This is a genomic window from Imperialibacter sp. (assembly GCF_048007035.1).
Classification (GTDB): Bacteria; Bacteroidota; Bacteroidia; order Cytophagales; family Cyclobacteriaceae; genus Imperialibacter.
This window is the reverse complement of sequence record NZ_CP180355.1, coordinates 5,437,097-5,460,118: the sequence shown is the minus strand read 5'-3', so window position 1 is coordinate 5,460,118 and position 23,022 is coordinate 5,437,097. Positions and strand designations below refer to the sequence as shown.

At 45.5% G+C, this 23,022-nt stretch carries 20 protein-coding genes; 11 read left to right on the top strand and 9 right to left on the bottom strand.

From position 1 onward, the window contains the following. Positions 1-21: 21 nt before the first annotated feature. The 3 genes from ACMVP2_RS23565 to ACMVP2_RS23555 all read left to right on the top strand — a co-directional run bounded on the left by ACMVP2_RS23565 (position 22) and on the right by ACMVP2_RS23555 (position 3,409). A complete protein-coding gene (locus ACMVP2_RS23565; protein ID WP_416865374.1) occupies positions 22-1,131 on the top strand; it encodes a Nif3-like dinuclear metal center hexameric protein in 1,110 nt (369 codons plus the stop codon). 6 nt (positions 1,132-1,137) lie between these two features. Next, positions 1,138-1,911: a zinc ribbon domain-containing protein gene (locus tag ACMVP2_RS23560; RefSeq protein WP_416865373.1), complete on the top strand. Its 774-nt coding sequence runs from the start codon at positions 1,138-1,140 to the stop codon at positions 1,909-1,911. A gap of 94 nt (positions 1,912-2,005) precedes the next feature. After that, the gene (locus ACMVP2_RS23555) at positions 2,006-3,409 is read left to right on the top strand and encodes a tetratricopeptide repeat protein (protein WP_416865372.1); all 1,404 of its coding nucleotides are present in this window, start codon (positions 2,006-2,008) and stop codon (positions 3,407-3,409) included. Here ACMVP2_RS23555 and ACMVP2_RS23550 read toward each other — a convergent pair. Further along, positions 3,401-4,024 (bottom strand): histidine phosphatase family protein, encoded by a 624-nt coding sequence (locus ACMVP2_RS23550; protein ID WP_339792605.1) that lies wholly within the window; start codon positions 4,022-4,024, stop codon positions 3,401-3,403. The genes ACMVP2_RS23555 and ACMVP2_RS23550 overlap by 9 nt on opposite strands. A 139-nt stretch (positions 4,025-4,163) precedes the next feature. Here ACMVP2_RS23550 and ACMVP2_RS23545 point away from each other — a divergent pair, with 139 nt between their 5' ends. The 3 genes from ACMVP2_RS23545 to menB are packed head-to-tail and all read left to right on the top strand — an operon-like array spanning position 4,164 to position 7,890. Beyond that, complete coding sequence (locus tag ACMVP2_RS23545) at positions 4,164-5,369, top strand: chorismate-binding protein (RefSeq protein WP_416865371.1); 1,206 nt, start codon at positions 4,164-4,166, stop codon at positions 5,367-5,369. A gap of 9 nt (positions 5,370-5,378) precedes the next feature. Then, positions 5,379-7,064 (top strand): 2-succinyl-5-enolpyruvyl-6-hydroxy-3-cyclohexene-1-carboxylic-acid synthase, encoded by a 1,686-nt coding sequence (menD, locus tag ACMVP2_RS23540; RefSeq protein ID WP_416865370.1) that lies wholly within the window; start codon positions 5,379-5,381, stop codon positions 7,062-7,064. Position 7,065: 1 nt separating this feature from the next. Next, positions 7,066-7,890: a 1,4-dihydroxy-2-naphthoyl-CoA synthase gene (gene menB, locus ACMVP2_RS23535; protein WP_317491317.1), complete on the top strand. Its 825-nt coding sequence runs from the start codon at positions 7,066-7,068 to the stop codon at positions 7,888-7,890. Between the two features lie 48 nt (positions 7,891-7,938). Here the strand turns inward: menB and ACMVP2_RS23530 are convergent, their stop codons facing one another. The 3 genes from ACMVP2_RS23530 to ACMVP2_RS23520 form a co-directional block, all read right to left on the bottom strand. Further along, entirely contained in the window at positions 7,939-8,943 is a 1,005-nt protein-coding gene (locus ACMVP2_RS23530) for a FecR family protein (RefSeq protein ID WP_416865369.1), read from the bottom strand. A 95-nt stretch (positions 8,944-9,038) separates the two neighbouring features. After that, on the bottom strand, positions 9,039-10,391 hold the full coding sequence (locus ACMVP2_RS23525) for a carboxypeptidase-like regulatory domain-containing protein (RefSeq protein ID WP_416865368.1): 1,353 nt from the start codon (positions 10,389-10,391) through the stop codon (positions 9,039-9,041). A gap of 179 nt (positions 10,392-10,570) precedes the next feature. Continuing rightward, a complete protein-coding gene (locus ACMVP2_RS23520; protein ID WP_339792595.1) occupies positions 10,571-11,122 on the bottom strand; it encodes an RNA polymerase sigma-70 factor in 552 nt (183 codons plus the stop codon). 112 nt (positions 11,123-11,234) lie between these two features. On the opposite strand from ACMVP2_RS23520, the gene ACMVP2_RS23515 reads away from it, so the two are divergent. Continuing rightward, positions 11,235-12,311, top strand: coding sequence for an AMP-binding protein (locus ACMVP2_RS23515; protein WP_416865367.1), 1,077 nt, complete (start codon positions 11,235-11,237; stop codon positions 12,309-12,311). A 9-nt stretch (positions 12,312-12,320) separates the two neighbouring features. After that, a complete protein-coding gene (locus tag ACMVP2_RS23510; RefSeq protein WP_416865366.1) occupies positions 12,321-13,079 on the top strand; it encodes a hypothetical protein in 759 nt (252 codons plus the stop codon). On the opposite strand, the gene ACMVP2_RS23505 is transcribed toward ACMVP2_RS23510, so the two are convergent. Together ACMVP2_RS23505 and ACMVP2_RS23500 are read right to left on the bottom strand one after the other, a co-directional pair. Further along, complete coding sequence (locus ACMVP2_RS23505; protein WP_416865365.1) at positions 13,060-13,848, bottom strand: XRE family transcriptional regulator; 789 nt, start codon at positions 13,846-13,848, stop codon at positions 13,060-13,062. The two genes, ACMVP2_RS23510 and ACMVP2_RS23505, sit on opposite strands and share 20 nt — an antisense overlap. 13 nt (positions 13,849-13,861) lie before the next feature. After that, complete coding sequence (locus ACMVP2_RS23500) at positions 13,862-14,197, bottom strand: hypothetical protein (RefSeq protein WP_416865364.1); 336 nt, start codon at positions 14,195-14,197, stop codon at positions 13,862-13,864. Positions 14,198-14,318: 121 nt separating this feature from the next. Here ACMVP2_RS23500 and ACMVP2_RS23495 point away from each other — a divergent pair, with 121 nt between their 5' ends. Further along, the gene (locus ACMVP2_RS23495) at positions 14,319-15,545 is read left to right on the top strand and encodes an MFS transporter (RefSeq protein WP_317491309.1); all 1,227 of its coding nucleotides are present in this window, start codon (positions 14,319-14,321) and stop codon (positions 15,543-15,545) included. A gap of 98 nt (positions 15,546-15,643) precedes the next feature. Next, complete coding sequence (locus ACMVP2_RS23490) at positions 15,644-16,129, top strand: hypothetical protein (protein ID WP_339795337.1); 486 nt, start codon at positions 15,644-15,646, stop codon at positions 16,127-16,129. Between the two features lie 42 nt (positions 16,130-16,171). Here ACMVP2_RS23490 and ppk1 read toward each other — a convergent pair whose 3' ends face one another. Beyond that, positions 16,172-18,295: a polyphosphate kinase 1 gene (ppk1, locus tag ACMVP2_RS23485; RefSeq protein ID WP_152000905.1), complete on the bottom strand. Its 2,124-nt coding sequence runs from the start codon at positions 18,293-18,295 to the stop codon at positions 16,172-16,174. Between the two features lie 73 nt (positions 18,296-18,368). After that, the gene (gene gyrB / locus ACMVP2_RS23480; protein ID WP_416865363.1) at positions 18,369-20,330 is read right to left on the bottom strand and encodes a DNA topoisomerase (ATP-hydrolyzing) subunit B; all 1,962 of its coding nucleotides are present in this window, start codon (positions 20,328-20,330) and stop codon (positions 18,369-18,371) included. 190 nt (positions 20,331-20,520) lie between these two features. Between gyrB and ACMVP2_RS23475 the strand changes: the two genes are divergently transcribed. Beyond that, positions 20,521-21,831 carry a leucine-rich repeat domain-containing protein gene (locus ACMVP2_RS23475; RefSeq protein WP_416865362.1) on the top strand — a complete coding sequence of 437 codons (1,311 nt, stop codon included), beginning with the start codon at positions 20,521-20,523 and terminating at the stop codon, positions 21,829-21,831. A 62-nt stretch (positions 21,832-21,893) separates the two neighbouring features. Here ACMVP2_RS23475 and ACMVP2_RS23470 read toward each other — a convergent pair whose 3' ends face one another. Beyond that, complete coding sequence (locus tag ACMVP2_RS23470; protein WP_416865361.1) at positions 21,894-22,727, bottom strand: hypothetical protein; 834 nt, start codon at positions 22,725-22,727, stop codon at positions 21,894-21,896. Positions 22,728-23,022: the final 295 nt, after the last annotated feature.

Here is a 23,022-nt window from a genome sequence, read left to right as displayed (position 1 = left end):
ACTTGCGATAAGGAGAAGCGAATGAGCAAGGAAGAAATAAGGATCAAAGAAATAATCTCGTACCTGGAGACTCTGGCTCCAAGGGCGTATCAGGAGAGCTACGACAACGCTGGCTTGATAGTAGGCAATTCTTCGAATCATGTCTCGGGAGTACTCATTTCGCTTGATGCCACAGAAGAAATTGTTGACGAAGCTATTGCCACCGGCTGTAATCTTATTGTTGCCCATCACCCCATTGTCTTCAAGGGGCTTAAGACGCTCACAGGAAGCAACTACGTGGAACGCACCGTTATCAAAGCTATCCAACACGACATCGCTATTTATGCCATCCACACGAATCTTGATAATGTACTTGACGGTGTCAACGCTGAAATCGCCAACATCTTAGGACTGCAGCATCTCAGGATACTGGCCCCTAAATCGGGCGTCCTTTCCAAAATTGTTACGTTTTGTCCAAAAGACAATACCGGGGCAGTCCTGGCAGCATTGCACGAAGCGGGCGCCGGACATATCGGCAACTATGATCACTGCAGTTTTCGGGTGGCGGGCACAGGCAGCTTCCGTCCAAACGACAAAGCAACTCCACACATAGGTTCAGCTCACCAGCTTGAGCAAGTACATGAAGATCGTCTGGAATTAATTTTCCCATCGCATTTGAGTCAAGTGATCATAAACACACTTCAAACTGCCCACCCATATGAAGAAGTAGCCTATTACCTTACTTCGCTGCAAAACCAATATCAGGAAGTTGGGTTGGGAATGATTGGCATTCTGCCCGAACCCATGCAACCCGATAAATTTCTGGCCCATCTTAAGGAAGTTTTCGACCTTCAGGTAATAAAATACACACCGGTCAACAAGAAGATACATACCGTAGCAGTTTGCGGCGGGGCTGGAAGCTTCTTACTTGAAAGCGCCAAAAAGCAATCGGCCGACGCATTTGTAACGTCCGACTTCAAATATCACGAGTATTTTGACGCCGAAGGCAAGGTACTCGTGGCAGATATTGGACACTATGAAAGTGAGGTCTCTACAAAAAACCTGCTTCATAGGAAATTAAAACAAAAATTCACTAATATTGCACTCCGTTTGTCTAAAGCAAACACAAACCCCGTCAGATATTACTTATAGAACTGAATGGAAAGCACCGTAGCACAAAAATTAGAATCGCTCAGCAACCTCCAAGAAATTGATTCCAACCTCGACGAAATAAAAAAAATCAGGGGAGCACTTCCAGAAGAAGTGATGGACCTTGAGGATGAAATTGCCGGTTATGAGACCAGGGTTCAGAAGTTCAACCAGGATTTGGAAGAACTTGAAAGCTCTATTTCAGACAACAAGACCGCAATTAAGGACGCAGAAAAACTCATCAAAAAGTATGGTGAGCAGCAAATGAATGTCCGCAACAATCGTGAGTACGACGCAATCACCAAGGAGATTGAATTACAGCAGCTTGAAATACAAATTCTTGAAAAAAGGATCAAAGAGGCTTACGTAAAGATCGATACCAAAAAAGAAGAAATACAAGGAACGAAGGACGTTCTTAGCGAACGCAGCAAAGACCTTGAAAGCAAGAAAAAAGAGCTTGACGTCATCGTGAAAGAAAGCGAAGACGACGAAAAAGCGCTTAGCAAAAAGCGAGAAGCCGCAGCAGCGAAGATCGAAGAGCGTTTACTTAAATCCTACGACAAAACAAGGGCTAACGCAGTAAATGGTCTGGCTGTTGTTCCTGTGCGCCGAGGCGCATGTGGTGGGTGTTTCAATATTGTTCCTCCTCAAAGACAAGCTGACATCAGAGAGAAGAAAAAACTCATCGTATGTGAACACTGCGGTCGTATATTAGCAGGAGTTGATGACGAGATTGAAGAAGAAGACACAAAAGGCAAAACAACAAAACGGACGAGAAAGTAATTTCTTGACATTCGTTTGTATCCCATATAAGCAGGTGAGCCTCAAGGCTCGCCTGTTTTTGTTTGCGCTCCTGCCATTTTTTCAAGCCTCTGCCATGCAAGCAGACCTTGGCTGGCAACCTTCTGTGGTAGAAACACATGAGCTAATTCTACAATACAGGCTTTCCGAGGCCAAGACCCTCCTGGCAACTCTCCCCAATTCTCCGGAAAAAGCCTACCTCCTTAACCTCAGCGACTTTCTTCAAATGATCTACACTGAAGACAACAGCTTCTACGAAAGCTATCTCGGCAATCTCCCAAAGAGAAGAGCATGGATAGAGGAACTACCTGGAGGGAATGCCCGAAAGGCGTTTTATCTGGCAGACATGAAATTGCAGGAGGCGATGTTTAAAATCAAATTTGGGGACTACCTGTCGGGGTTATACAGTTTGATGCAGGCGCACAGCCAAATAGATGAACTTCAAAACCGTGATGACAAGATTCTCCCATTCTTAAAGTCATCTGGTGTCATCAACACCCTCATTGGTCTCACTCCCGAAAGGTACGAATGGGCCATCCGGTTGATTGGCCTTCAGGGTAAGGTAGCCACGGGAATTGAGCAGCTAACAAACCTTTCGTCCAGTAGCAGTCCCATGGCAGATGAGGCCCTGATCATCCTTGGATACTTCTATGCCTACCCGCTTCATGAACCAGCAAAAGCCACTGCCTTGTTTTTGCAAGCCCTGGAAAAGCAGCCCAATAGCACGCTTGCCCGGTTTATGCTGGCCACTTCTCTCAATAAAGCACACAATGGTGAACAGGCGCTGGCCACTTTATCGAAAATATCGGCAGATCAGCAAAAAACGCTCACTCCGGTTAACTACCTTTTTGGAGACCTGTATCTCGAAAAAATGGATTTGGATAAAGCCCGGGAGCACTACACAATGTTTATCCAATCTTATGGCGGAGAAAGCTTCAAGAAAGATGCGATGGCCAAAATAGCTGCCTCGTATTACCTGGAAGGCGACCCTCTCAGTGCAAGCACCTGGAGTGAAAAAGCGTCAAAAATGGAGCGAAGCACCACCGAGCCAGACAAAAATGCGGATGTGTTCCTAACAGAAATAAACCAATATCCGATTCCACTGCTGAAGACAAGGCTTTTAACCGACGGAGGTTATTGGGAAGAGGCAAAGCGACAACTAGCTACTGTAAACCCATCGGAACTTGATGGGAAATGGCTATGCGAATACTATTATCGTTTGGCCAGGCTCTATCACTTGCAGGGAAAAGATCAATCAGCCATTCCTCATTACCGACAGGCTTTGAAACTCGCCGAACGGCAACCCTGGTACATGGGTGCTAATGCTGCCTTGCAACTTGGGTTTATTATGAAGAGCTCCGGAAAAGACAAAGAAGCAAAGGGGTATTTTGAAAAAGCAATGGACTTCGAAAACCACCCTTACAAAGCCAGCATCGACTCAAGCGCCGAAAGGGAGCTAGCCCGATTGACTTCAGATTAATTCCACACCTTCAAGATGGCTGACATCGTTGGATGTGACCATCGAAAGCTGCCCCCCGGTATAGTTGAAAACATACAAGCCAAGGTTAGAATGACCAAAGCTCTCCATTAGTTGAAGCGGATAACCAAGCATCCAGCAAACAAGAATTCGGATAGCCCTTCCATGCATACAAATCAGCACCTTTTCTTCATCTGATTTGCTCAGAATATAATTCATAGCCTGCTTTTGCCTTTCCATGACCTCTATGGGCGACTCTCCCCCATCTATCCGCTGGTCCAGCTCACCTCGCTGCCATGCCTCAAGCGTCGTCAGATAATGGCTATGGATGTCTGGTTCGAAGGCCAGCCCCTCTTTGTTACCCCAGCTAATCTCATCCAGCCCGTCCAGTTTCTCGTGGGGTATGCCCTGGTTTATGAACGACTCCACTGACTGGTAGGTACGGATCAACGACGACACGTACACCTTATTGAACTTCTCGTCTTTGTAGTGGTTAAAAAATGCCCTGGCTTGCTCCTGCCCTGTTTGGTTCAAAGGCGCATTTACTCCTCTTCCCTGAACCTTTTTCTCCCTGTTAAACTGGGTTTCACCATGTCTAACGATATATAACTGCTTCACACCAATATTGTCAAATGAGCCACAAAACTACAAGTAAACGATAAATATGTCCGTTTTTAAACTTTTAAATTCAACAGCCTGTTTTGCGGGCAATTCATTCAGTGCTAAATTTCGACACCATTCATAAACGACCACTTTTTTGAAGGAGAAGAGCAGTACGGAAACAGAGATCAGAGAGCTTAACATCAGGGAGACCATTTCGGGAGCCATTAATGGAAAGAAATCGTTCGCTTTTTGGAAAAAACAAGGTCAACCCCAACTCCAGGGTATAGTTGACCTGGGCGAGCAACCATCCACCGACAAGGGAGACTTAGAAGAGGCCAGCCCTGGTTTTATTGTAAGCCCCTTCCTGAACGAGGGTAGAAAAAAAAATATCAAAATCAATGCGGATCTTGTATTTACCCCGACCGACAATAGTTCCGGCTTCCAGGTAAATCCGGCCGTTGGCGTAAGTAATGAGCAAACTGACTCGTTTATCCAGGGCACATTTGAAGCCCTGCGGTCAGCATCACTTGAGGCATACGTTCCAGCAACCGACAAGGTAGCCGCCAGCCAAAAAGGCGACTTTATTGATATTGTGAACAAGGCAAAAGAGAACATCAAAGCCGAAGTTTTTAATAAAGTAGTGCCTTCCCGGTATACTGACGTTTCATACCCGACAGGCTGGGACTTTATCTCCGCTTTTGAAAAGCTTCACCAGCTATACCCCAACGCCTTCGTCTATGTTTTCGGTATTCCAGGGGTTGGGATATGGATGGGAGCCACTCCCGAGCTTTTGCTCAGTATTGTCGATGGCAGGTGGTTTAAGAGCGTGGCTTTGGCTGGCACGCAAAAAATCCCGGAGTCCGGCGAGCTATCCCAGGTAGCCTGGACACAAAAAGAAATTGAAGAACAAGCTTTGGTTTGCCGGTACATTATCAACTGCTTTAAAAAAATACGGTTGAGGGAGTATGAAGAAAAGGGCCCTAAATCTATCAAAGCAGGTAATATGGCGCACCTCAAAACGGAGTTTTACGTGGACATGGAAGCTGTCAATTTCCCACAGTTGGGCAGTGTAATGTTGGATTTACTTCACCCCACCTCGGCTGTATGTGGCATGCCTCTTGAGCCATCGTTGCAGTTCCTCAAGCAGTTTGAAGGCTTCGACAGGGAATTTTACACAGGCTATCTGGGGCCGGTGAATATGCAGGGTAGCACCCAGCTTTATGTTAACTTGCGGTCCATGAAGCTGCTTTCAGATAGGGCCAGATTATTTGCGGGAGCTGGGGTTACCGAAGATTCGATAGCTGAAAAAGAATTTGAAGAAACCGAACTGAAACTTCAAACGCTTATGTGCCTGTTCTAAGCTGCAAACATGGTAATCAAAGCAATCAACGATATAGCCAGTATTTGTTATCTGAAAGGACTGCGTAATGTTGTGCTTTCTCCCGGCTCACGTTGTGCACCCCTTACGCTGGCCTTCAACCGGCATGGCGACTTCAACATATACACAATTCCCGATGAGAGGGCAGCTGCGTTTATCGCATTGGGCATGGCTGAGCGAACAGAAACTCCAACGATACTTATCTGCACGTCGGGCACCGCTGTACTTAACTATGCCCCAGCGGTCACTGAAGCTTACTACCGAAACATCCCTTTGCTGGTGCTAACAGCTGACCGACCACCAGAATGGCTGGAACAATGGGATGGCCAAACAATCAATCAGAAAGCGATATTTGAGCCTCATATAAAAAAGTCTTTCAGTTTTCCTGACAGCTTCGAACATAAGGATGCCTTATGGTTCTCGCATCGGTTGGTAAACGAGGCCATCAACTGCTCCAGGTCGCCCGACAGTGGCCCGGTTCATATTAATGTGCCTTTGAGGGAGCCTTTCTACCCTGAAAAAGGCGAAAAACTGGTCTTTGACAAAGCGATAAAGCTCATAGACGAACCTGCATTTGAAAACTCCCCAGGCAAAGACACACTTTTGCGCCTATCGGAAGAATTAAGCCAGTATGCAAAAATTGTCATTGTAGTGGGGCAGCACAAACCCGACAAGCCGCTTATCGACGCTCTTTCGATTGTATCGCTTAAGCTCAATATCCCTGTCGTGGCCGACATCATTGCCAACCTGCATGGCTTTGCAGGTACTATCAGGCATTCGGATGCTTTCTTACCAGAAGCCTCTGCTAGTTTAAAGCCTGACCTTCTGATCACTTTAGGGCAGTCAGTGATCAGCAAGAACCTCAAACTGTTTCTCAGACAGCACCGGGCCATTGCCCACTGGCACATTGCCCAGGCTGGCAACGTTCCGGATCCAATGCAATCACTCACACGGATTGTTAGGATGAGTCCCCCTCACTTTTTCAAACAACTACTTGATACGGGTGCCGCACCAAAATCTCCGGAATTCATGGAAAGCTGGAGAAGCCTCGATGAGAACGTGAAGGAGAATTTTAACAGCATTTTTACTCACCAACCTTTCAACGAATTTCAGGCAGCATACAGGTTTATCAAAAGCATTTCAGGAGAAGCCAAATTGCACCTCGCCAATAGCATGGCGGTGAGATATGCCAATTTTGTAGGCCTCAGTTCACAGCAAAACAATATTTCAGTGCATGCGAACAGAGGCACCAGCGGAATAGATGGCAGCACCAGCACCGCTGTCGGCATTACTCTCACTTGTGCTGTCCCCAACTATCTGATTACAGGGGATGTATCTTTCTTCTACGATATCAATGCCTTTTGGCACAATTACCTGCCCGCCAACTTCAAGATCTTACTACTAAACAATCACGGTGGCGGGATTTTCCGGCTTATTCCGGGGCCTTCCCAGCAGCCAGAACTTGAAGAGCTTTTTGAAACGCACCAACCAAGAACTGCCATAAGAATGGCAGAGGAGTTTGGTTTTAGCTATTTCAAAAGTACTGGCGAGGAAGATTTCAATAGCCAGCTGATCTCATTTATGGAAGATGAGAATCGGGCTATCTTTGAAGTTGAAACAAACAAGGAAAACAATCAGTTGTTCTTTAATCATTTCAAATCTCATATAAACACCTGACATGGCATCAAAATTTGAATGGCAAACGATAAAGGAATATGAAGACATTCGCTTTGAATTCCTGGAAGGAATAGCCAAAATAACTATCAACCGCCCGGAGGTACGAAACGCATTCAGACCGCAAACAGTCAATGAAATGTCGGAGGCGATGGACTACTGCCGGGAAGACCCGGACGTTTACGTGGTTGTGCTTACCGGAGAAGGCGACAAGGCTTTTTGTAGCGGTGGCGATCAAAACGTAAAAGGCATTGGCGGGTATGTGGGCAAAGACGGAGTTCCCCGCCTGAATGTGCTTGACCTGCAAAAGAAAATACGGTCGCTGCCTAAGCCTGTGGTAGCCATGGTCAATGGCTTCGCCATTGGTGGTGGTCACGTGCTTCACGTGGTTTGCGACCTAACCATTGCTTCAGAAAATGCCATTTTCGGGCAAACAGGCCCTAAAGTGGGGAGCTTTGATGCTGGCTTTGGCTCGAGCTACCTGGCCCGCCATGTTGGGCAAAAGAAGGCCCGTGAGATCTGGTTTCTTTGTCAGCAGTACAGCGCCAAAGAAGCTGAAGACATGGGCATGGTTAATAAAGTAGTACCGCTCGATCAGTTGGAGGAAACTACGGTTGAGTGGTGCCGGATCATGATGCAGCGCAGTCCTATGGCTTTGAGAATGATCAAAATGGGGCTCAACGCTGAACTGGATGGGCAAGCTGGCATTCAGGAACTAGCAGGTAACGCAACTTTGCTCTATTATTTCACTGAGGAAGCCCAGGAAGGAAAAAATGCTTTTCTCGAAAAGAGAGCTCCTGACTTCAAGAAATTTCCAAAGTTCCCATAAACCAAAAAGGGTGCGCTTGCACCCTTTTTTACTTCTTAGCAGACAAGCCTACCTACAGGCTTTCCCGCTTATTTCATACTTGTTCTTAGAGCCAGTCACTTCAAAAGAAAATGTCTGGCTGATTACTTCCATCACCTCGTTGATAGGTTTGCCATCAAAAGTGGCTGTCAGTCGGCAATCACCAATATCCTTATTTGCCAGCTTAATGTCGGCTTTGTAAACTTCGTTAAGCGTACTCACTACCTCCTTCATGCTTGTCTGCTTGAACACCATCTTATTGGTCTTCCACGCCAGGTAGTTTTGGTTCATGTTCTTCGACTTCGACACGCCCTGACCTTCCCTTCTAACCACACCTGTTTCACCTGGAAACAACTCGACCTTTATCGGCCTCTCAGCCACATTGGGCTGTGGTTTTTTAGTCAGGCTCACCACGCCAGTTTCAACAATCACCTCCGAATATTTCGCTTCACTTACGGTCTTCACCTGAAACGAAGTACCAACAACAGTCACCATCGCCTCAACAGTTTCTACTTTAAAAGCACGGTCAGGGTCAGGCGTGATGTCAAAAAATGCCTTTCCATTGAACACTACTCTTCTTTCTTCGGCAAATTGAGTGGGATAGCTAAGGCGTGACATGTCACTCATCGAAACCACCGATCCGTCGGACAGCTCAACATCCTTGGTTTCACCAGCGTCTGTTTCAACTACCACCCAGCCATCAACGGTTATCTCATCGCTGCTGCTGGTGCCGCCTCCCATAAAAAGAAAATAGCCTATACCCAGCAACACTATTACCGACGCTGCTACAGCCCATAATTTCCCGGAGAAGCCACCACGTGGCTCACTTGGTTTTGTGAAATTCTTCTGGGTGGAAATCCTGCCCATGACGGAGGCTCTCGCCTTCTCAACATCAAAGGACTTTACATCGGCAGCAGACCATGCTTCTGAGAACGAAAGAAACTCCTCTTGATTTTCGTTTCTCCATTCTTCAACTTGCTGCTGCTCTTCTAAACTGGCATTACCTGAGAGGTATTTAGCCAACAATTCTATCATTTTCGACCTGTTAGGAATATCTAGTCTTGTAACACTATCTGCTTACCCGACCCTTATCCAATTATACAATAAACGTACAAAGATACATAGAAAACTTATTTGCGAGGTCGGGTTTCCGGCTCATATTCAATCGGCAGGCTTTCCGCCAACCTTTCCCATGACCAATAACCCAAAGTAGTCACCGCCAATGGATCGTAAATAAAACCCCTTTTGTCTACTGACACCGTGGGAATATTCAGCTGCAAGTAGGACACCTGTCTGCTTCCCCCTGACTCTCCCGCCATCCTGTAGTTTAGCCCAGCGGGTGAGGCCAGGTTATTACTAAGAAGCTTCTGCTTTTCCTCAAGGTACGACATTGGCTCTGTCTCCCGAAGATACATTACCTGGAGGTAGTCTTTGAATGACAGCTTTTTCTCATAAGGGTGCGAGCCATTTTTCATTATGCTATTGATTGTAACTTCGTAAAAAGGTACCGGACCAGAAGTTGGTAAATCATAGACTTTGTAAACAAGAAACCCTTCTTTTCGCAGCCTGTTTGCCGTTAGCGACCTGATGAAATGCTCCAACGACCCACGGTAGGCCCGCAAGCGATTCTTGTTCCACCTCTTCAGCTCACCTTCATCAGAAGGGATCAGCTCTTCAAACCTGGATTTCCCAACATATCTCGTTGTGCCTCCCCGCTGCTCAAACAATTCAAGCACATAATAAATCCTATAACCCAGGGCCCAGTTCTCAATAATCAGTGGTTCGCTGGCATACCCTATGAGCAGGTCGTCGTTTCCATAGTACTGAAAGTCCAGCACGTGGTCATTTGTAATCACACATCGGGAGGCATTTGGTGTGGAACCCAGAAAAGCTGTTTGGAAAGCCCGCAAGTGTCTCTCCCAACTTTTGTCTTTGGTGGAAATAATCTCAATGCTTTCGAGCTGATCCAGTTTCGAAATCAAAGCGATTCGCAACGCAATGTCGGAGGTGTCCTGAATGTTGATTTTTTTTACTCCCAGCTGATAGGCCACATGTGAAAAGGTGACCTCATAAGTACCTAAAGGCAGGTGATCAATACTAAAAAAGCCATTCTGATCAGTACCATCTCCCAGCATTGACTTTGCAACAAAAACATTTACCCCTTCGATGGGAGCGCCGGTGGCATCATCAGTTACCGTACCAAAGAGCATCACATGCTCCTTAAACTTGGCTTCCTCAACAGCCACCTGAGGCTTGAAGATAATAATCTGGTCGCCGATGAGCTTATATTCCAGACCCGTGCCGGTAAGAAGCTTGCTCAGCACATACTTGACTGACTTACTGGACTCAGCTAGTGTGAATTTCTGTTTGATAGGTATGATATCGGCGTTGTAAGAGAAAAAAATACCAGAAACTTCCGACACCCTGATAATTGCAGAGTCCAGATTTACCTCCCAAACCTGAACGTCAATTACTCTGTCCAATACGGACTTCTGGCTTTGCGCACTCACCGTACAGCAACAGCCCAACAGTAGAATTGAAAACAAAAAATGAAATCTATACGATTTCATATGTGCATGCGGTTCATTAGCAGAGAATCAAGCTATGTATCAATAGCTTCCTAAGTTCTGAAATTTGCCGGCCTAATTCAAAAAAACATCAATCAATTGTCTTTCAAGAAATCTTTCAGCTTTTCACGCAGCAACCTAAGTGCCTTACCCATCTGCACTTCAACGGTCTTCACAGAAATGCCAATATGGTCGGCTATCTCCTGGTATTTTAACCCGTCAAACCTGCTCATTCTAAAAATTCGCTGACACTGTGGCGGTAGCGAGCTTATTGCCACCTCAATTTTTTGTTCCAAATCCGGCTCTTCGTGAATTCCGTAAGCGTAGGTTGATTCTTTTTCGAGGTAGTTGACAACATATTGCTTGTAGGCGTCCCTTACCTTCAAATGCTTCAGGTGGTTAAGGCAAGTGTTGTGAACCGACCTGAACAGATAAGATTTTACTGACGAGTCGGGAGCCAGCGACTCGCACTTCTCCCAAAACTTAACAAATACGTCCTGCACAATTTCCTCCGCCGACTCCGGGTCATTCAGGTATTTGTTAGCATAGCTGCAAAGAATCGAGTAGAACGAGTTGAAAACAATCTCAAATGCCCCTTCCTCCTTATTGCGTAACCGCTCAACCAGTAAAAAATCAGACTCTGTCAAGTTCTAGTAGTGTTATCAACTTATATTTGATGGAAAATCAAAAATATAAATTCAGTCCAACAAATCTATTATTTGCCATCATTTGATCATTAACTTAATACACCTTCACTGATTGATTTACAATAGCACTATCTGGCTAAACGACAAAAGGGTTGATTTGACATCAGCTGACGACTTGAGTACATTCGACAGCTACGAACAGGGAATTCTCCTATTCATCAAAGAATGGCTGTCAGGCGCAAATCGGTTCACCCTCCATACGTCAGGATCCACCGGCATTCCAAAAGAAATTGAAGTGACCAGGAACCAAATGATTGCCAGCGCTAAGGCAACAGTCAACTTCCTGAAAATTGCCCCTGAGACGCCAGTCACGGTTTGCATTGATGCCCGCTACATAGGAGGAAAAATGCAATTGGTGCGTGCCCTTATTCATGACCTGCCCTTGCAGATCATTACTCCGACCACCCGGTTAAAGGATCAGCTTGATGCGCTGACTTCCTTGGGTCTAATATCCCTCGTTCCTCTTCAATTATACAACTTGCTCGACGCGGCTCCGCAAATTTTGAACAAAGCAAGTGCCATACTCATTGGAGGAGCGCCGGTTCAGGCAAGTTATCTGACAAAATTAACCTCAACTGCCCCTCCTGTGTACCATACTTATGGCATGACGGAGACCATCTCCCACGTGGCATTAAAGCACCTAAATGGTGAACACCTCTCAGACGAATTTACCTCGCTGCCCGGCATTGAACTAGCAACTGATGACCGAGGATGCCTTGTGATAACAGGTGAAGTGACTGATAACCAACCGGTGACCACGAACGACATTGTGGATCTAACAAGTCCCTCCACCTTTTTATGGAAAGGGCGCTACGACAATGTTGTCAATTCTGGGGGTGTCAAAATTTTTCCTGAAGAAGTGGACAAACTTATCGCCTCCGAAATTGAAGCTGTGGTGCCCGGCGCACAGTTCTTCACATCTGGGGTGCCTGACGAAAAACTGGGCCAAAGGTTAGTTCTCTGCATTGAGTCGACTCAAAATGTCGAAGTCTCTGGTCTGATTGAAACCTTAAAGGCCAAGCTCCCAGCCTATCATGCCCCGAAGCATATTTACTTTTTAGAGCACTTTATAAAAACATCGTCGGGCAAAGTCGACAAATTGAAAACAGTTGATTCAGTTTTGTCTTAAATTTGTCCTTTGAAGCACAACTACATGACCAACACGATCTCCATTGACTATTTCACACAGAACATTCCTGCCCCATATTCTTTTCATATCCATGCAGAGCTAGCACCCGCTGACAGTGTAGCTGTTTCTTTTAGCCTCACCTATACGGACAGAGAAGCACTTGAAGAGGACGAAATACTCAATGAGGGGTTCACCGGAGATGATGACATCAACTGGTCGGGCTCACTTCCCGGCGTGTGGAACGAGTCGTTGGAAGACCTAATCAAAAAAACTACCTGGAGTGGCAAGGCTGACAAACTGAGTCGGTGCAAAATAAAAGTGACCCTAGCGGGAGATGAGGCAAAATATCCTGCCAACACAGGTAGCTGGGAATATTGGCTCCAGGAGTTGCAGCAAGCCTGTATTGAAACTGCTAAGGTTGAAAAACCACTTGAGATGGACTTTGTGAAGGGCGAAAGAAAGCTTTCTTTGAAAGGCTCGTTTCAAAAAAGAGAAGCCTTCATTGAAGAACGATTGGGTGGCCTGGTCGTCAACAAAAAAATACCCTGGGAAAAGCTTGGGAAGGTACTAAAGCAAATTTATATCGCCGAATACTACCCGGAGGACGTGCAACCGAACTATAATACCAAGGGGGATACCTTCCTGAATATTGGGGGTGGTCAATGGTTCAACCTGTCAAAGACCAACCTCCATATCAGCGAAAAGAAAGAATGGCTCACCAAACTCGAAGCCGCATTTGAAGACCTTATTACCGGTCCTTCAGCTTAACAACTTCCTGTTGCAACTCCAGCACTATCTGGGTAAGCTTTTCCAGGCTCAACTCTGACGACTTTCCATCGTCTGGAAACTTGAAGCTGATAAAAGCTTTCGCCTCCCAAATCTCCAGCACATCACTTCCCTGAATTTCATAGGGCGTGTAAACGGAATTGTCCGATACCAGGTAGAGCTTGCCATTGTCCTTGAGGTAATTGAATACCCGCTTGTAAACAACACCCTCTTTGCTGGTCACCAACACATAGGTTTTTCCATTTTTTATGTCGTCCGAACTCTCCAGGTATTGGCCTATGATAATAGTGCCACTTTCAAGAGGCAGCATAGAATCACCGCTAATCTCAAACGCCCTGTAGGTGGCGTTCTTTGGCAACACGGGCAGCTGAAAACGTGGTAGCTCCTCGATATATTCCGGATCAGCAAAACCATTCAGATAGCCCGCAGAGGCCTTTTGCGGAACAAGCTCTATGTTCTCATTGTCATCTTTATCGACAGTAATAGAAAGCACTTTGAACTTGGGTGAGTTTCCACCAGCCCCAATCGGCGATGCTTCCTCTCCTTTACTCAGGTTTTTACTGATAAAATCGTCCGCCGTGATTTGGAAAAGCTCGGCCATCTTAAGCAGTGTTTCAAGTGGCGGGGATGCCCTCCCCTCCTCGTACGCTCCTACGACAGACCGTTTGATGCCTACTTTTTCAGCAAACTGTTCTTGTGTCAGCCCCTTCTGCTTTCTCAAAAAACGTATGTTCTCGTTTATATTAACCATGTCAATAGCGTTATCAGGCGTCAAAAATAATAAAGTTAAGGTCGTCAGCATCCTTTTTGCCGATGCTGTACAAATTAATGTGGTGAAATGAATCACTGGTATTCATCCGGTCGAGTCGCATACGGATTCTCTCCATCACTTTTTTAAGTGTTTCCTCAGCATTCACCAGCACATAGCCATACAGTTGTTTGCGATCAGCAATACTTGCATAAAATTTTACCTGGCATCTTCCCGAATGAAGCTTCTTCGAAGTGATCTTTATCTTATATTGGTCATCGAAATGACTCGAATCATAAGAGGAGACGCTACTCATACTAACATTATTGTCTACTAAAGCTCTAAATTCCATAATATTTAGCTTTTATGACAATAAATTTAGTAAAAAGTATTTTTACGTGAAAGGGATATTAAAAAAATTTAAATAATGATAATTTCAGGGAATTCTATGAACCACTTAAACTACACTACACATGTCTGAAACAGATAACAAGAACAGGTTATTTTACGGCAGTTGCTTTGCGCTGATCACTACTGCCTTCACCTTTTCGATTCGGGCGGGAATTTTACCCCAGCTGGGCCAGGAATTCAACCTGACTGCCGAACAACTTGGCTTCATCAATTCAATGTGGTTTTTGGGCTTTCCCATCTCCATGATCATTGGGGGGCTGGTTTACTACTCAGTAGGCCCTAAAGTTATCATGCAGGTGGCCCTCTTGTCACATGCCATAGGTATTCTGCTCACCATCTATGCAGGTGGTTACTGGACTCTGATCATCTCGACACTTTTCATTGGCTTTGGTAACGGCTGTACTGAAGCAGCATGTAACCCGATGATTGCTGACTCCTATTCGGGTACAACGATGAATAAAATGCTAAACAGGTTCCATATGTGGTTCCCTGGGGGCATTGTTATTGGTAGCCTTATTTCAAAGTTCATGACCGACGCAGGCATGACCTGGCAGTCTCAAATTTGGGTGCTTATCATCCCAACACTTATCTACGCTTACTTGTTCTGGGGACAAACATTCCCTAAACCTAAGATTGAAGGCCAGTCTTCATTGGCTGAAAACTTCAAGGCGATGATCTCACCAGTTTACATTTTCCTCTTTGTGTTCATGGCCTTTACGGCCATTTCAGAATTTGGTCCTCAGCAGTGGGTAAACATTGTGCTCAATAGCAGTGGCGTTAGCGGCATGGTGTTATTGGCGTTAACCACAGGTGTAATGGCAGTAGGCCGATTCTTCGCCGGCCCGGTTGTAAAAGCTCTCGGCCAAACCGGCGTTTTACTTGGAGGAGCTATTTTCACTTTCATAGGCATCTACTTATTCAGTACAGTTACCGGCCCTACGGCTTATGCAGCAGCCGTTATATTTGCCATTGGCGTTTGCTATTTCTGGCCAGTAATGGTTGGAGCAGTTGCGCAACGAGCGCCCCTTAGCGGTGCCCTCGGTATGTCGATAGTTGGTGGTGTAGGTATGTTTTCTACCTCTATCTGGCAGCCAATTATTGGCGGATGGATTGACGATGCCAGAGCTGAAGCGCTATCGCAGGGCCTTACCGGAGATGCGCTGGAATTGGCCGCAGGACAAGAGACATTGACTACGATGTTATTCTTCCCAGGCATCCTGATAGTGGCATTCACCATCTTCTTCTTCTGGCAGAAAGGCAAGAAGCCTGCCGTTGAAGCCGCACACTAACAAAACCAAAACCGAATTTATAAAAGCCACTTCCAACGAGGTGGCTTTTTTTGTTATCCGTTGAATTGTAACTTCATCTACCCGAAAAACTTAGTGCCATGGAGCCTCTCAATATCATGCACGAATATGTGCTGCCAAAGCAATTCAGGTTCTTTGGCATCCTTGCTTTAATCTTTGCCATCATATTTTTCACTCAGCACATCAACCTGTTCGGCTTTCTGGTTTCTTCCGCTTCCGTTTTTTTAGGAGCACTTATGCTTACTGCCAGATATGGGCTGTCTCTTGACACCTCTCAAAAGCAATACAAAGAATTTGTATCGCTGCTTTGGTTTCAAAGCGGTACCTGGAAAGACTATACTGGCATCGAGAAAATTTTTATCAACAAAATAGTGGAGTCAGAACGGATGGTGAGCCGAAGCGGAGCAAAATTTGACTTCAAATCGCAAAGCTGCCAGGCGTACATCAAGTTTGACGATGGTCAAAAAATAGAGCTCGATAGTGACAAGTCGAAAGAAAGACTGCTCGCCCGACTAAAGGAGTATAACGAGCAACTTCAGACTATCATTCAAGACAATGCCTTGTGATGGCGGGGCATTATGGGGTTTTCCAGCCACCCAGCCGAAAGTTTAAAACAAGCTGGCATTCTCAATCATGTCCCTCGTTACCCGGTAAAACTCCTTATGGATATTGAAAATCGGTTCATTTTCCCCGGGTTGAACAGCTTCGTAGCTACCGTCTTCCTGCATCACATACTTGTTGTAGTTATCCTTCTGGTTGAACTTCAGAATATTGATGGCCTGCTTCTTAAGAAACGGGTCATTAATCAGAAAAAGTGATTCCAGGCGGCGATCAAAGCTCCTTACCATAATGTCGGCGCTGCCTGCATACACTTTTGGCTCGCCATTGTTGTGGAAGTAAAAGATACGGGAATGCTCCAAATACTCTCCTACAATCGAGCTCACAGTAATATTCTCGCTTAGCCCGGCTCTGCCAGGGCGAAGGCAACAAATACCCCGAACTGTCAGCTTTATTTGGACACCAGCCTGCGAAGCCTGGTAGAGTGCATTGATTACATCGATGTCTTGCAACGAGTTGATTTTGATAACTATGCCACTGGGTAAGCCTGAGGTGGCGTTCTTCGCTTCATTGAGTATGAGCTCTATCAGCGAGTTTCTCATCTCTCTGGGCGCTGTAATCAGGTTCTCATATTTTTCAGGGTAAGAATGCCCGGTAATGGCGTTAAAGAACTCCGATACATCGCTGGCGTACACCTCATTGGTGCTTAGGATGCCTACGTCGGTATACAATCTGGCGGTGGCCTCATTGTAGTTACCACTGGCAAGGTGCACATAGCGGGTAACCTTCTCTCCCTCCTTACGCACAATCAGCATCAGCTTTGTGTGGGTTTTTAATAGCCCTACCCCATAGATCACAAAGCACCCCGCCTTTTGCAGGCGCTTGGCCTCCCGCATGTTGTTCTCTTCGTCAAATCGTGCTTTGACTTCAAAAAGTACCGAAACGTGCTTCCCGTTTTCAGCTGCATTTAACAGAGCTTCTATAATCCGGCTATTTTTGGCCAACCGGTAAATGGTAAGCTTAATCGACAATACGTGAGGATCCTCTGCTGCCTTTTCAAGCAGGTTCATCAGCGGCTCAAACGAGTTGTATGGGTGATGAAGCATGATATCCCTGCGCTTCAAAATCTTGAAGATGTTTTCGTCGGCATCCTGACTGATGCTGACCGGCTGAACCGGAGCTGGAATAGGCGTGCAGAGGTGCGAAAACTCAGGGTGCTTCACGATCTGCCAGAGGCCGGTGTAGTCCATCAAGCCGGGTTTGTGGACAGTGATAACGTTTTCTTCGTCCAGCTCCCACCTCAGTTTCAATTGCTTTATGAGCCATTTATCGTACTTGTCCTCCACCTCAATCCGAACAACCCTTCCTGTTTTCCTTGTTTTCAGCTTACTCTTTAGCTCATCGATAAAGTTGGCCTCCAGGTCTTCCGATTCCTCCAAAGTAAAATCACCATTCCTCGTTACCCGGAACAAGGTCTCAGAAATTATTTCGACGTTCTTGAAAAATGAGTCGATATATGTTCTGACAATGTCTTCTATCGGTACAAAATAAAAAGTGTCGTTCCGTTCTATTTCATAAAACCTGGGAAGGTTGGTGGGAATCTGAATAAAAGACATCTTCCTTTTCTCCTCATGCTCCTCCCTGCTTCTGGTAACCACACCGAAAATGAGCACGTTGTTGACCAGGATAGGAAACGTATGAAAGGAGTCGAATACCATTGGAGTGAGCATGGGGTGAACCACTTTTTGAAAGTAGTTTTTAACCCTTTCCTGCTCCTTCTTTTGCAGGTTTTCTACATGAGTAATCTTTATGCCATTCTTTGGGAGCTCTGGCAAAAGGTGCTCAACGAAGTAGTCTGTTTGCTCTTTGGTAAATATCTTGAACTCACTTAAGAGCCTGCGTTTGAACGGAATTGCCTTGAGTCCTGAGAGGTCCACTCTTTCCTTGCCATAGTCCAGGTAGTTGTACAGCGAGCCCATTCTGATCATGAAAAACTCATCAGCATTGGAAGCCGTGATAGCTAGGAACTTTAGCCTGTCGAGCAAGGGCCTTCCCTCCTTTTTGGCCTGATCAAGCACCCGATGGTTGAACTTCAGCCAGCTCAAATCCCGGCTAATGTATTGACTGTTGTCTATTTGTGTTGAATAGCGGTCTTTAAGGATCAGGTCGCTCATGTAAGTCTGTATTTATAAACAAAAAAGGGTTCGATGTTGTCGAACCCTAAATTAGCTTTTCCGATTCGATTATTTAAACATCTACCTTCGCATACTTGGCATTCTTTTCAATGAATTCACGCCTTGGAGCCACTTCATCGCCCATAAGCATGCTGAAAAGATGATCGGCCTCTGCAGCCGACTCTATGGTCACCTGCTTCAGGCTCCTGAACTCAGGGTTCATCGTTGTTGTCCACAACTGCTCCGGGTTCATTTCACCCAAACCTTTGTAGCGCTGCAAACCAATAGAATCTTCTTTACCATCACCGGCCATTTCTTTGGCAGTTCTTATCCGGTCGTCTTCCGACCAGGCATAACGCTCTTCCTTGCCTTTTTTCAAAAGGTACAAAGGCGGTAGTGCTATGTAGAGATAGCCCTTTTCAATCAAGGCTCTCATGTAACGGAAGAAGAATGTCAGGATCAGCGTACGTATATGACTTCCGTCAATGTCCGCATCCGTCATAATGATCACCTTGTGATAACGAAGCTTCTCCATATTGAGGCCTTTCTCATCATCCTCAGTGCCAAAGCTCACGCCAAGCGCTGTGATCATATTCTTGATCTCTTCGTTGTCGTATATCCTATGCTCCTGTGCTTTTTCTACGTTTAGAATCTTACCTCTCAAAGGCAAAATGGCCTGGAATTTCCTGTCTCTGCCCTGCTTGGCCGAACCACCGGCAGAGTCCCCTTCCACAAGATACAATTCACACACAGCGGGATCCTTGTCAGAACAGTCGGCCAGTTTACCCGGAAGACCTGTGCCTGACAATACGTTCTTGCGCTGCACCATCTCACGGGCCTTGCGAGCCGCATGGCGGGCCTGTGCCGCCAAAATCACCTTAGAAACAATCAGCTTGGCTTCCTTTGGGTGCTCTTCCAGATAATACTGCAGCATCTCTGAAACAGTGGTATCAACAGCGCCCATTACGTCGGAGTTACCAAGTTTGGTCTTGGTTTGTCCTTCAAACTGAGGTTCAGCCACTTTTACTGAAATAACGGCTGTAAGCCCTTCTCTGAAGTCGTCGCCGGCAATTTCCATCTTCACCTTGTCGAGAAGCCCCGACTTGTCGGCATAAGCCTTCAACGTACGTGTCAGGGCCCTTCTGAAGCCAGCCACGTGCGTACCACCTTCAATGGTGTTGATGTTGTTCACATACGACACCACGTTCTCGGAGTAAGAGGTATTATAGTTCATGGCCACCTGCACAGGGATATCGCCCTTTTCACCATCGATATAGATAGGTGCTGGAATAAGCTTCTCCCTAGTGGAATCGAGGTACTCAACAAACTCGGCAAGACCTCCTTCCGAATGGAAATCGTCACTGACAGGAAGACCATTGTCATCGAGGTTCCGCTTGTCAGTCAACGTGATGTGTATACCGGCATTGAGGTAAGACAATTCCCTCAATCGGCTGGCCACTGTTTCGTAGTTATATTCCAGCGACGTGAAAATGCTCCCGTCGGGTTTGAAATGGATCGTGGTACCACGCTGATCGGTTTCGCCAATTTCACTTACTTTGGTTTGGGGTATACCTTTGGCAAATTCCTGCTGATAAATTTTGCCGTTTCTGTGGACTGTGGCAACCAATTGGGTCGATAACGCATTCACACAGGACACACCTACTCCGTGAAGACCACCTGATACTTTGTATGTGTCTTTATCAAACTTACCTCCGGCGTGGAGCACAGTCATTACCACTTCCAGAGCAGACTTCTTCTCTTTCTCCATGATGTCGGTGGGAATACCCCTACCGTTGTCTTCGACAAGAATGGAGTTATCAGTTTCAATTGTCACCTTGATAAGGTCACAATAGCCTGCCAGTGCTTCGTCAATGGAGTTGTCTACTACTTCCCAAACCATGTGGTGAAGGCCTCTGATGCCCACATCACCTATGTACATGGCCGGCCTCTTTCTTACGGCCTCTAGTCCTTCAAGGACCTGGATATTTTGTGCTGAATAATTGTTGCTTTTGTTACTTCCTTTTTCGTCACTCATCTTTCAGTTTTAAGCTCGTCAAAAATAGTATAATTATCACTCTTATACATGTTTAACAGTAGGAAATAATCAACTAAATCCTTAGTTTTAAGGTATGAAAAGCAAATATGCAGTGTTATCGTTTTTAATCATTATTTTCCCAGTTTTTCTTTGGGCTCAATCGACGTCTTCCTCAAAAAAAGGCAGCGAAGTGAGAAGCAAATTTTCGATTGAAATGGGGGAGTTTAATTGGCGAACCGCTATTGCCAACACCCAAAAAGACACCATTAAATTTCTTAACCTTTCGCACTGTCAAACAGACAGTTTAGGTATCATTCTGACTGCTTATCCACATATTACAGGGTTAAGTTTAAGCAGCACTCTTTTTAATCCCGATGACCTGGCTGGCATTCACCTCGATTCCCTGAGAAGGCTTGATTTATCAGGCAATCGTCTGAGGGAGATACCGGCATTTGTCTATCAGTTAAAGCGACTTGAGTCACTTGACCTGCGAAGCAATTTTATCGACAGGCTCCCTGGTAAACTGCGAAAGCTAAAAGAGCTTGAAGTAGTTGACCTCTCGTACAATCGGCTCGACAGCCTGGGATTGACCGCAGGATGGAACTGGCAGATTAGCAAGGTTTATTTGAATCAAAATAATCTTGATGAAGTGCCAAGGCAGATAAACAGGCTTCGGAGAATTGAAGAACTGGTAATGATGAACAATGAATTGACGAGCCTCCCATCGAGAACCGGCCGCATCAGAACGCTGAGGGCCTTGAAGCTGGAGAACAACTGCATTCAGACGGATGGACAGAACCTGCGCCCCCTCCGACGCCTGCAGCTATTGAATTTAGACAACAACGACATCAACTACCTCACACCAAATCTGCTGGCACTGAAAGAACTTAACAACCTGCAGTTCAACAATAATGCAATTCTTAATATTCCTGATTGGATCGACGGGTTTGAACAACTGGAAGCCTTTTCAATGTACAAAAACAGGATCAGCCAATTACCTGCAAGTTTCTACAATCTGAGAAAGCTTAAGGTGATCGACATCTATCATAACGAACTTGAGGTGATTGATCCGGCCATCAACAATTTCAGTGAGCTGGAAATACTGTACACGTCTTACAACAAGCTCTATTCTGTTCCTGCCGAAATTGCAGACCTGACTCGTCTTAAAGCCCTGTACCTTCACCACAACCGCCTTAGCTACCTGCCGGAAGAGTTTGGGAAACTGAATAATCTGGAAATATTCCACGTCAACAACAACTATCTCAGTGCGTTTCCTTTGTTTGTTCTGACTTTGAAAAAATTAAGAGAGCTAAAAGTATCTAACAATGATATCAGGGATTTTCCGAGGGAGGTAACAAAACTCGATGAGCTCAAGGTTTTCTTTTTTAACAATGAGCTCATTAAGGATTTCACAGGTAAAGAAGCGGACACAGTGGAATTCCTAAAAAACTACATGACGGCCAATGACATCCTTATTGATTATAAAGCAATGGCCAACTAGATGGTGCGCTTCAACGCTCGAACAATAACCAGCTAAGGGGTTAGCTGCATAATACGCACCGATCAGTCAATTACTACGTCGAATTGCTCGTCGTAATCACCAATATCAAACTTCACTGAGTATTGACCCGGAGCAAGAGACGAGACATCAAAGAGAACTCCATCTGATTCTTGCGTCATACTAAATTCGACGGGAGCGCCATTGTGATCAAGCACAGTTGTTGCGTATCCCAGATCATACAAAGCATCTTCCAGCCTGATTTCGAATGCTTTTTGTTCTTTGGCTTTGTGAACGGCAGTTTTGGGGTCAGCAAAATCAACCGTTACTTTTCGCACGTCAAACATTTCCCTTACTCCTTCGCTGCTTGTCTGCGACAGTCGATAATAAGTGGCAACCGGCAATGGGTTTTTATCCTCAAACTTGTATTGCGTTTCACTGGTTTTTGTACAAGCTGCCTTTACGATGCCTAAAACAGACCAGTTGAGGGCATCAGACGACTTTTCTATGGTAAAGTACTTGTTGTTGTTTTCACTTGTTGTAACCCAGGAAAGTTCCACCTGCTCATTCGTTGCATTGGCTGTCCAGCCACGTAAGCTCAATTTAGAGACCTCTGGAAATAAGGCATGTGCACCTTTACTAACATTATCACCCACAATGGCCTCTATCTCATCGTCTGCAATTGGCCAATGCTCCGGGCTAACTTCGAACATAATGTCCAGCAATTCGCCCTCAAAGTCCAACCGCCAGTTGTCTTGAGACCGACCATGGCTAGTGACCTCCACATTGAGAACCTCAGTCTCGGTATTAACTATTTTCGTTCCATCAGTAGTGGCTTTTCCTTCGGCACTTAGAAGTGCTACAGATAAAAAGGCGAGAACAATTAGTGTTGACTTCATGGCACTGTTATTTAGATGAAATGAATTTAGGTATCATTAAGATGTCAAATGAAAAGTGTCGACTAACTCCCTTAAAAATTCGTTGAACATTATCATTTCGCAGACCAAATTTCAGCGGCCGTCCGCCAAGCCAGATGCGATCCAACCATCGGCCTGGAATGGAAAGCGAGAGCCAACTTGCATACAGTCCAGAATTTCGATCGCTAGTAAGACACATTACTTCTAAACTTTCCATCGTAGCAATTACCGGACAAGCAGAGCGTTTAGAATTAGTCATAACTATCTGATATTCAAG